12 protein-coding genes are annotated in these 12,729 nt (G+C 72.8%); 11 read left to right on the top strand and 1 reads right to left on the bottom strand.

Annotated features, from left to right (window positions below; all coding sequences use genetic code 11):
* The first annotated feature begins 8 nt into the window (after nucleotides 1-8).
* From ACFZCY_RS01975 to ACFZCY_RS01950, 6 genes are all read left to right on the top strand, one after another.
* Nucleotides 9-1,448, top strand: coding sequence for an amidase (locus tag ACFZCY_RS01975; protein WP_391168626.1), 1,440 nt, complete (start codon nucleotides 9-11; stop codon nucleotides 1,446-1,448).
* Nucleotides 1,449-1,556: 108 nt separating this feature from the next.
* On the top strand, nucleotides 1,557-2,753 hold the full coding sequence (locus tag ACFZCY_RS01970) for a helix-turn-helix domain-containing protein (RefSeq protein WP_391168624.1): 1,197 nt from the start codon (nucleotides 1,557-1,559) through the stop codon (nucleotides 2,751-2,753).
* Nucleotides 2,754-2,926: 173 nt separating this feature from the next.
* Nucleotides 2,927-4,171, top strand: a complete 1,245-nt coding sequence (locus ACFZCY_RS01965; protein ID WP_391168623.1) for an FAD-dependent oxidoreductase — start codon at nucleotides 2,927-2,929, stop codon at nucleotides 4,169-4,171.
* Between the two features lie 72 nt (nucleotides 4,172-4,243).
* Nucleotides 4,244-4,702 (top strand): SRPBCC family protein, encoded by a 459-nt coding sequence (locus tag ACFZCY_RS01960; protein WP_391168621.1) that lies wholly within the window; start codon nucleotides 4,244-4,246, stop codon nucleotides 4,700-4,702.
* 139 nt (nucleotides 4,703-4,841) lie between these two features.
* Complete coding sequence (locus tag ACFZCY_RS01955) at nucleotides 4,842-5,609, top strand: IclR family transcriptional regulator C-terminal domain-containing protein (protein WP_391168619.1); 768 nt, start codon at nucleotides 4,842-4,844, stop codon at nucleotides 5,607-5,609.
* Nucleotides 5,610-5,721: 112 nt separating this feature from the next.
* Nucleotides 5,722-6,852: a SpoIIE family protein phosphatase gene (locus ACFZCY_RS01950; RefSeq protein ID WP_391169373.1), complete on the top strand. Its 1,131-nt coding sequence runs from the start codon at nucleotides 5,722-5,724 to the stop codon at nucleotides 6,850-6,852.
* On the opposite strand, the gene nac is transcribed toward ACFZCY_RS01950, so the two are convergent.
* Nucleotides 6,849-7,751, bottom strand: coding sequence for a nitrogen assimilation transcriptional regulator NAC (gene nac, locus ACFZCY_RS01945; protein ID WP_361474010.1), 903 nt, complete (start codon nucleotides 7,749-7,751; stop codon nucleotides 6,849-6,851). The two genes, ACFZCY_RS01950 and nac, sit on opposite strands and share 4 nt — an antisense overlap.
* A 215-nt stretch (nucleotides 7,752-7,966) precedes the next feature.
* On the opposite strand from nac, the gene ACFZCY_RS01940 reads away from it, so the two are divergent.
* The 5 genes from ACFZCY_RS01940 (at nucleotide 7,967) to ACFZCY_RS01920 (ending at nucleotide 12,728) form a co-directional block, all read left to right on the top strand.
* Nucleotides 7,967-8,764: a 5-oxoprolinase subunit PxpA gene (locus ACFZCY_RS01940; protein WP_391168617.1), complete on the top strand. Its 798-nt coding sequence runs from the start codon at nucleotides 7,967-7,969 to the stop codon at nucleotides 8,762-8,764.
* A gap of 1 nt (nucleotide 8,765) precedes the next feature.
* Nucleotides 8,766-9,479 (top strand): carboxyltransferase domain-containing protein, encoded by a 714-nt coding sequence (locus tag ACFZCY_RS01935; RefSeq protein ID WP_391168615.1) that lies wholly within the window; start codon nucleotides 8,766-8,768, stop codon nucleotides 9,477-9,479.
* Complete coding sequence (locus tag ACFZCY_RS01930; protein ID WP_391168614.1) at nucleotides 9,472-10,497, top strand: biotin-dependent carboxyltransferase family protein; 1,026 nt, start codon at nucleotides 9,472-9,474, stop codon at nucleotides 10,495-10,497. The genes ACFZCY_RS01935 and ACFZCY_RS01930 overlap by 8 nt, the downstream gene beginning before the upstream one ends.
* A gap of 129 nt (nucleotides 10,498-10,626) precedes the next feature.
* A complete protein-coding gene (locus ACFZCY_RS01925) occupies nucleotides 10,627-11,946 on the top strand; it encodes an MFS transporter (RefSeq protein ID WP_361473999.1) in 1,320 nt (439 codons plus the stop codon).
* A 38-nt stretch (nucleotides 11,947-11,984) separates the two neighbouring features.
* Nucleotides 11,985-12,728: an SDR family oxidoreductase gene (locus tag ACFZCY_RS01920; RefSeq protein ID WP_361473996.1), complete on the top strand. Its 744-nt coding sequence runs from the start codon at nucleotides 11,985-11,987 to the stop codon at nucleotides 12,726-12,728.
* Nucleotide 12,729: the final 1 nt, after the last annotated feature.

Below are 12,729 nucleotides of genomic sequence, written 5' to 3'. Positions count from 1 at the left end.
GAGCAACCGTGACGGACCACAACGACGACCTCTGCTACCGCACCGCGCACGAGCTGAGCGCCCTGCTCCGGCGCCGTGAGCTGTCCGCCCGTGAGCTGCTGCAGGCGCATCTGGACCGGATCGGGCGGGTCAACCCCGGCGTCAACGCGATCGTCACCCTCGTCGCGGACCGCGCGCTCGACGCCGCCGCCGCGGCCGACGAGCGGATCGTCGCGGAAGGGGCGAAAGGAGCCGACGGGGTGGGGGTGCTGCACGGGCTGCCCATCGCGCACAAGGACACCCACAACACCGCGGGCATCCGCACCAGCCACGGTTCGCCGCTGGCCGACGGCATACCGGACCAGGACGACCTGATCATCGAGCGGATCCGGGACGCCGGGGCCATCACCCTCGGCAAGACCAACGTGCCCGAGTTCGCCGCCGGTTCGCACACCTTCAACCCGATCTTCGGCGCCACCCACAACCCGTACGCCCCCGACCGCAGCGCGGGCGGCAGCAGCGGGGGCGCGGCCGCCGCGCTGGCCAGCGGCATGATCCCGATCGCGGACGGCAGCGATACGGGCGGGTCGCTGCGCAATCCGGCCTCGTTCAACAACGTGGTGGGGCTGCGCCCGTCGCCCGGGCGCGTCCCGACCTGGCCCGCGGCGAACGCGTGGACCACGCTCTCGGTCAAGGGCCCGATGGCCCGTACCGTCGCGGACACCGCCCTGCTGCTGTCCGCGATGGCGGGCCCCGACGCCCGGTCGCCGATCGCGCTGGAGGAGCCGGGCGCCCGGTTCGCCAGGCCGCTGGACCGGGACCTGGCCGGGCTGCGGGTGGCCTGGTCGCCGGATCTGGGCGGGCTGGTGCCGGTGGAGCCGGAGGTGGCGGCGGTCGTGGAGTCGGCGGCGGGGGTGTTCGAGGACCTCGGGTGCGCGGTGGAGCGGGCGTGCCCGGACCTGACGGAGGGCGAGGAGGTGTTCCGTACGCAGCGGGCCGCGCTGTTCGAGGTCGCGTTCGGCCCGCTCATGGACCGTCACCCGGAGGAGCTGAAGCGGACGATCCGGGAGAACGCGGAGGCGGGGCGCCGCCTCACCGGGCCCGACGTGGCCCGCGCCGAGGTGCTGCACACCGCGCTCTTCCACCGCGTCCGCGCCTTCTTCGAGCGCTATGACGTGCTGCTGCTCCCGGTCAGCCAGGTCCCGCCGTTCGACATCGGGATCGAGTACCCGGCCGAGGTGGCGGGGGTGGCGATGCGGGACTACCTGGAGTGGATGCGTTCGGCGTACCTGGTCACGGCGACCGGCAGCCCCGCCCTGTCCGTCCCGGGCGGGTTCACCCCCGCCGGGCTGCCGGTGGGCGTCCAGATCGTGGGACCGCACCGGGCGGACTTCGCCGTTCTGCAGATCGGCCACGCCTTCGAACAGGCCACCGGGCACGGGCGGCGGCGCCCGCAGGCCATCGGGTAGGCCGCGGCGGGGGGATGGTTACCGGCCGCTCGGCCATGGATAATCTCCGCCTCGGAGCGTCGATACGGTTCGGTCCGGGTAGGCGCCCCCGGAACCGGCGGCGCGCCCATGAGCGGAGGAGCGATGTACGACGACTCCCCGGACGGCCTCCTCGCCCTGGCCAACAGCATCGCCGGGCTGGTCGGCGCGCCGGTCACCATCGAGGACGACGCGTCCGAGCTGATCACCTACTCGCCCGGCCAGGAAAACTCCGACGACGCCCGCGTCGCGATGATCCTCAACCGCCGGGTGCCCGACCGGTACCGGCCGTTGTTGCGCAACGAACGGCTGGATGTGCGGCTGGCGGGCTCGTCCGCCCCGCTGTACGCGGACTTCCGCGCGTCCGGGGTGCTGCCGCGGGCGATCATGCCGATCCGGGTGGACGACCTGTCCGTGGGGTCGATCTGGGCGATCGTGCCGAACGCGCCCTCCCGGGAGCAGCGGGCGGCGCTGGAGGAGTCGGCCGCGCTGGCCGCCCCGGTGCTGGCCCGGCAGATCGCGCGGCGGCGCGGGGAGGAGGCGCGGCGCGCCGCGGCCGTACGCGCCCTCCTGGGCGGCGGGCCGGAGGCCGTCGAGGCCGCCGCCGAACTGCCGCTGGCCCCCGGTCCGCTGGCCGTCGTCGCGCTGCGGCCGGTCGCCCCGGCGCCCTCCGGGGAGCCGCTGCGGCGCGCGCTCGCCGGACTCGACGCGCCGGCCGTCCCGGCCGGGACGGCGCACGGCGGCGTTCACGCGGAGGCCGACGGCGCGGGCTACGCCGTCGTGCCGGTGCGCGACGAACAGCGGCTGGCGCGCGTGGTCCGCGAGCTCCAGGCGCGGTTCGGACTGGTGGCCGGGGTGGGCCGTACCGTTCCCGGCCCCGATGAACTGGACCGCTCCCGGGCCGACGCCGACCTGGTCGTCCGGCTGCTCACCCGGCTGGGCGGCGGAGCGGGCGGCGCCGCCCACATCCGCGACGTCCACCTGGACGCCCTGCTCATGCAGACGGTCGACCTGGCCGACGCGGCCGGGCACGATCCGCTGGGCGCGATCGCCGACCTGGAGCGCTACGACCGCGAGCGCGGCACGGAACTGCTCGACAGCCTGGCCCACTACCTGGCCGCCGGTGAGGACGCCCGGCTGGCCGCCCGGCAGCTGCACATCCACCCCAACACCCTCCGCTACCGCCTGCGGCGGGCGCACGAGATCGCGGGCCTCGACCTCGCCGACCCGGCCGCCAAGTTCGAGATCCAGCTCCGCCTGCGCCTCCGCGCGCTACGTCTCCCGTAACCCGGCGCAGGGCCCGCCGACGGCCGCCGGGCGGACCGGCGCCCGGCGTGCGGCTTGTCCCGCGCGACAACACCCGCCCCCGCGCAATCGGCCACGCGGACAGTGCGGCGCGCGCCCCCGGCCGCCCATGATGCGTACGCAGCGCGCATCATCCGGGGAAGGGGAACGCCACCGTGTCCACACCACGCAGCGCCGTCGTCGTCGGGGCCGGGATCGTCGGGCTCGCCACCGCCTGGGCCCTGCAGGGCCGTGGCATCGAGGTCACCGTCGCCGAGCGGCGGCGGCCGGCGGCCGGGGCCTCGTGGGGGAACGCGGGGTGGCTGACACCGGCGCTCGCCCTGCCGTTGCCCGAGCCCGCCGCGCTCCGGTACGGGGTGCGCAGCCTGGTCACGCCGACCTCGCCCGTCTACATCCCGCCGCGGGCCGATCCGCGGCTGGCGCGGTTCCTGCTGTCGTTCACCCGGCACTGCACCCCGCGCCGCTGGCGGGTGCTGGCCACCACGTTCGCCGCGCTGAACCGGCACGCGCTCGCGGCGTACGACGACCTCGCGGCGGGCGGGGTCGCCGAGCCGACCGTCCCCGTGGACCCGATGCTGCTCGCCTTCGGCACGGCGGCCGAGCGCGCGGGGATGGTGGAGGAGCTGGAGCACGCCCGGGCGGCCGGTTACGAGATTCCGTACGACCTCGTCGACGGCGACCGGGCGCGTTCCCTGGAGCCGGTGCTCAGCGACGCGGTCGGGGCGGGCATCGCGCTGCACGGGCAGCGGCGGCTGAATCCCGGGAACTTCGTGCGGGCGCTGGCGGACGCGGTGCGGGAGCGCGGCGGGAAGGTCGTGGAGCGGGCCGAGGTGTCGGGGATCCGCGACCTGGGCACGGGCGTCGCGGTCGGCACGTCCCAGGGCGATCTGCGCGCCGACGTCGCCGTCGTCGCCACCGGGACGTGGCTGAACCGGCTGGTCCGCCCGTTCGGCGTGCGGGTGCCCGTCCAGTCCGGGCGCGGCTACAGCTTCAGCGTGCCCGCCGCGGGCGCACCGGCGCGCCCGACGTATCTGGCCGCGCAGAAGGTGGTGTGCACCCCGCTGGGCGACGGCCGGGTGCGGGTCGCCGGGATGATGGAGCTGGCGCCTCCGGAGCGGCCGGTCGATCCGCGCCGCATCCAGGCGATCATCGCCGCGGCCCGTCCGCTGCTGCGGGACGTCGACTGGGACGCCCGCCGGGACGAGTGGGTCGGCTCGCGCCCGTGCACCGCCGACGGGCTGCCGCTGGTCGGCCCGACCGGCTCGCCGCGGGTGTACGTGAACGGCGGCCACGGCATGTGGGGCGTGGCCCTCGGCCCCCTCACCGGCCGGCTGCTGGCCGACGCCATCGCGACCGGCACCGCCCCCGCCGAACTGGCCGCGCTGCATCCGCTGCGATGACGCCGTGCGATGACGTTTTACGGGTGCGCGGTCGGTTACCCGGTGCGGTGACAACGTCGAAAGGAGTCACCGATGAGCACCGTGCGGGAGACCGTCGAGGTTGAGGTTCCGCTGCACACGGCCTACAACCAGTGGACGCAGTTCACCGAGTTCCCGCGGTTCATGGAAGGCGTGGACCAGGTGACGCAGGTGGACGATCGGCGCAACCACTGGTCGACTTCCATCGCCGGTGTGCACCGTGAGTTCGACACCGAGATCGTCGATCAGCTGCCCGATGAGCGCATCGCCTGGCGCACGACCTCGGGCGAGGTGCAGCAGCAGGGTCTGGTGACCTTCCGGCCCCTGGACGACAACCACACCGAGGTCAACCTGGCCTTGGTCTTCGAGCCGAGCGGAATGGCGGAGAAGGCCGCGGACATGACCGGGACGCTCGACCGCCGTATCAAGGGCGATCTGCACCGGTTCAAGGACTTCATCGAGCACCGGGGCCAGGAAGAGGGCGGCTGGCGGGGCCGCATCAGCCCCGGCTGACCCCTCCCCGCCCCGTCCCCGACGGCGCCGGCCACCTCAGAGGGTGGCCGGCGCCCTCGCCGTACGCCGCGTCCCCGCGTGCAGGACGGCCCTCCCGTATCCCCTTGCCCGGCCGCCGTACCGGGCGCAAGCTGGTCATATGGGTACTCCAGGAGGCCCTACGCTCATCACCTCCGTGCAGCGAGCCTTCCGCCTGATGGAGGCCGTGGGCGCACATGAGGGCGGTGCGCCGGCGAAACAGCTGGCACGGGAGGCGGGGCTGCCCCTGGCCACCGCGTATCACCTGCTGCGGACCCTGGTCCACGACGGCTATGTACACCGGCTGCCCGACGGCGGCTTCGTCGTGGGCGACAAGCTGCACACGCTCCAGGTCGGCAGCCGTGGGCAGGCGCTGCTCAACCGGGTGCGGCCGACGCTGGCCGGACTGCGGGACGAGCTGTCGGCGGCCGCGTATCTGACCTTCTACGAGGACGGCGAGATCCGGGTCGCGGAGATCGTCGACAGCCCCCGGGCGCCACGGGTGGACCTGTGGGTGGGGTTCGAGGACGCCGGGCACGCCACCGCGCTCGGCAAGTGCGTGCTGCGCGAGCTGGGCGACGACGCCCGCAGCGAGTATCTGTCCCGTCATCCGCTCGCCGATCTCACGCCCCGCACCGTCACCAGCTCCGCCGAGCTGCTGCGGCGGCTGGACGCCTTCCCCGACGACGCGCCGGTCACCGACCTGGAGGAGTACGCGCTGGGCACGGTCTGCTTCGCGGTGCCCGTGTACAGCGGGGACCGGATCGGCTCGCTCGGGGTGTCGCTCCGGGCGGGGCGCGCGGCCCGGGACGCGCGGCCGGAGGAGATACGGGACCGGCTGCTGCCCACGGCCGACCGTGTGACCAGGCACCTTTCGCTCACTATCTGAAATTCCGGCCCTTGTCGCCCGCCGCGAACCATTGGTTCTCTGGACGTAACGGACAGGACGTCGTAGCGCCCGGCGAACGGGCTGAGTGAGTGAGAGAGCAGTCGACCCGGACATGATCCAGGCCCGCACCCATCTGGACCAGCCCTATCCCCCCGCGCCGTACGCGGCCGGAGTGCCCGTACTCATCCTGGGGGCGGTCGCGGTCATCGCCTTCGTCACCGGAGACGGATCGAGCTGGCTGCCGCTGCTCGCCGTCGGCCCGGCGCTGGCCGCCGCCGCGTGCCGCCCGTGGACGGTGCTGCGGATCGGGTTCCTCGCCGTCGCGCTGGGCGCGCTGCTCGGCGCGTGGCTGAACGCGCCGCTCCACGGGCAGGCGGTCGTGCTGTCCACGATCGTCGCCGTGACCCTGGCCAGCTGGCTGTCGGGTGTGTTGCGCAGGCGCCGGGAACGGGTGCTGGCCGCGGTCCGCTCGGTCGCCGAGGCCGCGCAGAACGCGCTGCTGCGGCCGGTGCCCGCCCGGGTCGGCCGGTTCCAGGTGGCGGTCCGCTACAGCGCCGCCGCGGCGGAGGCCCGGGTGGGCGGCGATCTGTACGCGCTGGTGTCCACTCCGTACGGGGTCCGGCTGATCGTCGGCGACGTGCGCGGCAAGGGACTGCCCGCGGTGTCCACCGCCGCGCTGGTGCTGGGGGTGTTCCGGGAGGCCGCGTACGACGAACCGGACCTGCTGGACGTGGTCGGCCGGATCGAGCGCAGCCTCGCCCGCAACCTCGCCTCCGACGACTTCGTCACCGCCGTCGTCGCCGGCTACCCCCGCGAGGGGCGCATGGAGATCGTCAACTGCGGTCACGCGCCGCCGCTGCTGATCGGCCCGGCCGGTGCGGTCGTGCCCATCGAGCCGGTGCGCCCGGCGCCGCCGCTGGGCCTGGCCTCGCTGGGCGGCGAGGCGCCGAGCCTGCAGGTCGTCCCGTTCGCCGACGACGACCAGATGCTGCTGTACACCGACGGCGTCATCGAGGCGCGCGACCACGGCCGGGCGTACTTCCCGCTGGCCGAACGGGTGCCCGGGCATGTGTGCGACGACCCGTCCCGGACCCTCGCCGGGCTGCACGACGAGCTGCTGGCCCATGTGGGCGGGCGGCTGCACGACGACGCGGCGCTGCTGCTGCTGCGCAAGCCCGCCGAGGACCGGGCGGAGCGGGCGGCCGACCCCACCCAGCCCGCCCGTACCGGCGCGGAGGGCTAGCCGAAGTCGGCGATCAGCTCATGGAAGAGATCGTGCACGGCATGGGCGGGCTCCGACAGCGGCTGGTGGTCGGACGTACACAGGGAGAGCTTGACCGGGATGGCCGGGTTCACGATCCGGCGCACCACCAGGTTCTGTACGTCGAGGATCGCGCGCGCCGCCGACCACGGCAGCACGGTCGCGCCCAGGTCCGCGCCGACCGCGCTGACCAGCGTCAGGACGGACTCGATCTCGCCGATGACCCGCGGCCGCAGTGAGGCGTGCTGGAACGCGGCGTCCACGACCTGGCGGATGGTGTGGATCCGGCTGGGCAGCAGCAGCGGCACGTCCGCCAGCTCCTCCAGCGGGACATCCGCGCCCCCGCCCGGCTCCACCGTCCGGCCCGGCGCCGCGATCAGGAACAGGTCCTCGGTGCGCAGCGGCTCGAACTGCACGCCCCGCAGCGGCCCCGCCCCGTAGATGAACGCCATGTCCATCCGGCCGGTCATGATCGCCTCGCTGATCACCCCGCCGAAGTTCTCGTTGATGTGCAGCAGGATGTCGGGGTAGCGCTCGCGCACGCTGGTCAGCAGCGGCAGCGCGAGCGCCGCGCCCATGCTGTACGGGGCCAGGCCCACCGAGACGCTGCCCGCGGGCGCCCGCCCGGACACGTCGACCGCGGCCTGCGCCAACTCGACCTGGCGCAGGATGAGCTGGGCGTGCCGGTACAGCGCCCGGCCCGCCTCGGTCGGCGCCACTCCGCGCTTGCTGCGGATCAGCAGCTGCTGTTTGAACTGGGTCTCCAGCATGGAGAGCTGCTGACTGAGGGCGGGCTGCGCGATGTGCAGGATGTCGGCCGCGCGCGTGATGCTCCCGGCGTCGACGATCTTCACGAACGAGTACAGACGCCTGGTGTCCATGCGCGGTCCTCCAGCCTCGGCGGGCCCTCATGGTAGGCGCCGCACCGGCCGCGGCCGACGACGCGTGTGGCCCAGGTCATAACCAGAGGCGATCGCGTCACACACAACGCATATTTGCCGCCATCTCCCGTACGGATTACGTTCACCGAAACGCGAATTTCCCCCCTCGCAAAGAAGCGACGAAGCCGCTTTCTTCTTTTTTCTCGGAGGACGTCATGAAGCATGCCGTCGATCTCGTGGCCGACCTCGGCGAGGGATTCGGCGCCTACACGATGGGCGACGACGAGGCACTGCTCGACGTGCTGACATCGGCCAATATCGCGTGCGGATTCCACGCGGGCGATCCGAGAATCATGGACGCGACCGTCCGCCGCTGCGCCGAAATCGGTGTCGCGGTGGGCGCGCACCACAGTTTTCCCGATCTCGTCGGATTCGGCCGCCGCGCGATGGATCTGACCCCGGACGAGATCCGCACCGACACGCTGTACCAGCTGGGCGCGCTGCACGCCTTCGCGACCGCGCACGGCACCGGCGTACGGCACATCGCGCCGCATGGCCGCCTCGGCAACCTGGTCGCGACCCGCCCCGACTACGCGGAGGCGGTCGCCGGTGCCGTGGCGTCCTTCGACCGGTCCCTGATCGTCCTGGCCCAGGACGGCGAGCTGGCCGACGCCGCCCGCGCGCTGGGTCTGCGGGTCGGCATCGTCGGCATCGCCGACCGGGCGTACCGCGACGACGGCACGCTGGTGCCCCGGAGCGAGCCCGGAGCGGTGCTCCACGACGCGGGGGAGATCGCCGAACGGACGGTCCGCATGGTCACCGAGGGCGTGCTCCGCACCGTCGGCGGCCGTGACCTCCCCGTCGCGTGCGACACCGTCCTGCTGCACGGCGACACCCCCGGCGCCATCGCGCTCGCCCACCGCATCCGCGGTGAACTGCTCACCGCCGGGGTGCGGATCGCGCCGCTCACCGAGGTCCTGGATCTCAAGGCCTCGGCTGTCGGGAGCGCCTGACATGGCGGGCGAGGTCACCATCGCGGACTGCGGCGACTCGGCCGTCGTGGTCAAGGCCGCGGGGATGGCGCCGGACCGGGCCTGGCAGACCGTCCACGCCCTGGCCGACGCGGTCGAGGCCGCCCGCCCCGGCGGGGTGTACGGCATCGTGCCCACGTACGACACGCTGCTCGTCGAGTTCGACTGCGCCACCACCGACCACACCACCCTCCGCCGGCTGCTGCGGTACGAGAGCGGCAGGCTCGCCGAGGACCTGCGCCCCGGGCCCGCGCCCCGCCGCTTCGTCGTCCCGGTGGTGTACGGCGGCGAGTACGGCCCCGACCTGCCCGTCGTCGCCGGGCAGCTGGGGCTGACCGAGGACGAGGTGGTCGCGCTGCACTCGCGCGCCCCCCTCACCGTCCGCTGCTTCGGCGCCCCGGCCGCCGCCCCGATGATGGACGGCCCGGCGTTCCCGCGCCCGGTGCCCCGGCTCGCCTCGCCGCGTACCAGCGTCGTACCCGGGTCGATCGCGGTGGCCGGACGGCAGGCCGTCATCTCCCCGATGCCGTCCCCCGGCGGCTGGCCGCTGCTGGGCCGCACCCCGCTGCGGGTGCTCGACCTCGACGCCCGGCCGCTGACCCCGTACCGGCCCGGGGACACTTTCCAGTTCGTACCGATCGCCCCCGAGCAGTGGGACGAGCACGCGGGCGCACCCCTGGCGGCGTGCCATGACTGACACCCTCACCGCGACCGGCACCCTCACCGTCCACCGGGCGGGCCTGGCGACCGTGCAGGACCTCGGCCGGTTCGGCCACTCCCGCTACGGCCTGCCGGTCAACGGCGCCCTCGACCAGCACTCCGCCCGCGTCGCCAACGTCCTGGCCGGGAACGACGAGGGCGCGCCGCTGCTGGAGATCACCGCCCTGGACTTCGGCTGCACCCCGTCCACCGACATCCTCATCGCCGTCACCGGCGCGCCCGCCGACGTCACCGTGGGCGGTGTGCCCCGCCCGCAGTGGGAGCCGCTGCCGGTCCGGGCGGGCGAGACCATCGCCGTCAGCGGCATCCGGCTGGGGCTGCGCGTCTATCTGGCCGTCCTCGGTTCGGTGGACACTCCGTCCCTCCTCGGCTCTTGCGCCCCCGACACGATCCTCGGCTTCGGGCCCACGCTGCGCGACGGCGACGAGCTGGCCCTGCGGACCTCCTGCCCGCCGGTCCACCACCCGGTGTTCGGCATCCCGCTGTTCCGGGTGCACGCCCCGGTGGCGCGCTTCGCCGAGTCCTGGACGATCGACGTGACCGACGGCCCCGACCTCGCCGAGTTCGGCGACACCGCCGAGCGGCTGTTCCGCTCGCCGTTCACCGTGACCCCGCGGAGCAACCACATCGGGCTGCGGATGAGCGGCGACGTACCGCGGCGGATGGCGACCGGCGAGGTGCTGTCCCGTGGGGTGCCGGTCGGCGCGGTCGAGGTGCCCGCGGGCGAGGAACTGCTCGTCCTGCACCGAGGCCGCGGTGTCACCGCCGGATATCCGGTGCTCGCGGTGGTCACCGCGACCGGTCTGTCCGCGCTCGGGCAGGCCCGGCCCGGCCAGACCGTCCGCTTCCGGCACCGGACGGTGGACGAGGCGGTGGCCGCGTACCGGTCCCAGCACCATGCCGTCCGCGCCCTGGCCACCCGCGTCCGCACCGTCTTCGACGAGCTGGGCATCCCCGCCCCCTCGGCCACCCGGCCCGTCCCGTCCCCCGTGTGAATTCCCGCTGCCATTCCACCCCTGCATTCCATCCCTGTATTCCACCCCTCCCCTTTCGCGTTCCGTCCCCCTCCCCACGGTGAGTGATCCGCCCCCATCTGCCTGACCCCGCTGCAGAAAAGAGACATCATGACCGCCGTCGCCGCCGCCCAGCCGGCACCCAACGTCGTCGATCCGAGAACCGCTCGGAAAGTGACCCTCGCCGGATGCGTCGGGATCTTCGCCGAGCTCTACGACAACGGCATCTTCGGTTTCATGGCGGGCACTCTGGGTGCCGTCTTCTTCCCCGACGCGTCCAACGCGGTGCAGGTGCAGCTCGTCTTCCTCGGCTACGCCGTCTCGTTCTTCTTCCGCCCCCTCGGCGGGATCATCTGCGGTCACCTCGGCGACCGCATCGGACGCCAGCGCATGCTCGTCTTCGTGATCATGCTGATCAGCGTCGCGACCGCGGCGATCGGCGTGCTGCCGACGTACGCGAGCATCGGCATAGCCGCCCCCGTCCTCCTCATCCTGCTCCGCGTGCTCCAGGGCTTCTCGGTCGGCGGCGAGGCGTCGGGCGCGATGAGCTTCCTCGCCGAGCACGCCCCCGAGGGCAAGCGCGGTCTCTACACCAGCTACGCCCAGATCGCCTCGTTCCTCTCGCTGCTCACCGGCACGCTGATCGCCGCCGGTATGACCAGCGGCCTCGGCACGGACGCCATGGAGTCGTGGGGCTGGCGGATCCCGTTCCTGCTCGCCGTACCGCTGGGGATCGCGGGTCTCTACATCCGCAAGCGCATCAGCGACACCCCGAACTTCAACCGGCTGAAGGAAGCAGGCGGACTGGCGAAGAACCCGCTCAAGGAGGCGTTCACCTCCTCCGAGCACCGCCGCGCGATGCTGCTCGCCCTGTTCATCCCGCTGATGAACGGCTCCGGCTACTACGTGCTGTTCAGCTACATGCCCACGTTCATGAGCACCGAGCTGCACTTCAGCAAGGTGCAGGGGCTGCTCGTCACCTCGACCAGCCTGGTGGCCATCTCCCTCGCCATTCCGTACATGGGCGCCCTGTCCGACCGGATCGGGCGGAAGAAGGTCCTGTCGGGTGCCGCGATCGCCATGGCCGCGCTGGGCGTTCCCTGTTACCTGCTCATCGGGACCGGCAACGTGGGGCTGGCGATTCTCGGCGCGTGCGTCATGGCCGTCATCTTCGCGGGCCACACCGGCGTCATCCACATCCTGCTCGTCGAACTCTTCCCGACCCGGGTCCGCTATTCCGCCTACGGCCTCGGCTACAACATCTCCTCGGCGCTCTTCGGTGGCACCGCGCCGCTGCTGATGACCTATCTCATCGACCGCACTGGAAACACCAACATGCCCGCCTTCTACGCGGTCGTCACCGCCCTCGGCACGCTCATCGCCGTATCCCGGGTTTCGGACCGGGCCCATATGCCGCTGCGCGACGCGTAGTCCCGTCAAACCTGCCCCCACAGAGGAGCGAAGTCCCGATGCCCTTTTCCGACTACAAGACCGCACTGGTGACCGGTGCCTCCACCGGAATCGGCGCGGTGGTCGTCGAGCGGCTGGCCAAGCAGGGCCTGGAAGTCCACGCCATCGCCCGCGACGCCGCCCGGCTCGATGACCTCGCCCGGCGCACCGGCTGCGTCCCGCACGCCGTCGACATCACCGACACCGCCGCGCTCACCGAGGAACTGCGTGGCCTCCAGGTCGACATCCTCGTCAACAACGCCGGGGTGTCCCGCACCGGAAACATCCTCACCGCCGACGAATTCGCCATCGACGAGCAGATCGCCGTCAACATCCAGGCGGTGCTGCACCTGGTGCGGCTCGTCATGCCGGGCATGGTGGAACGCGACCTCGGCCACATCGTCAACATCAGCTCCATCGCCGCCGTCTACAACTTCGGCGGAAACACCATCTACCACGCCACCAAATCGGCCGTGCACACCCTCTCCCGCCAGCTGCGGGTGGACGGATACGGGCGCCGGATCCGCGTCACCGAAATCTGCCCCGGGCGGGTCGAGACCGAAATCTTCGGACGGCTGCTCGGCGACATGGAAGAGGCGCAGCGCCGGTATTACGACGGCTACGAATCGCTCAAGCCGGAGGACATCGCCGACGCGATCGAATTCGCCATCTCCTCGCCGCGCCACGTCAACATCGGCCATATGGAGATCCTGCCCACCTTCCAGGTGCCGGGCGGGCTCAACTTCGAGCGGAGGGCCGACTGAA

Origin of the sequence: Streptomyces sp. NPDC007983 (assembly GCF_042958345.1) — a bacterium.
In the GTDB taxonomy this organism is placed as follows: domain Bacteria; phylum Actinomycetota; class Actinomycetes; order Streptomycetales; family Streptomycetaceae; genus Streptomyces.
This window is presented reverse-complemented; position numbering and strand designations above follow the sequence as displayed.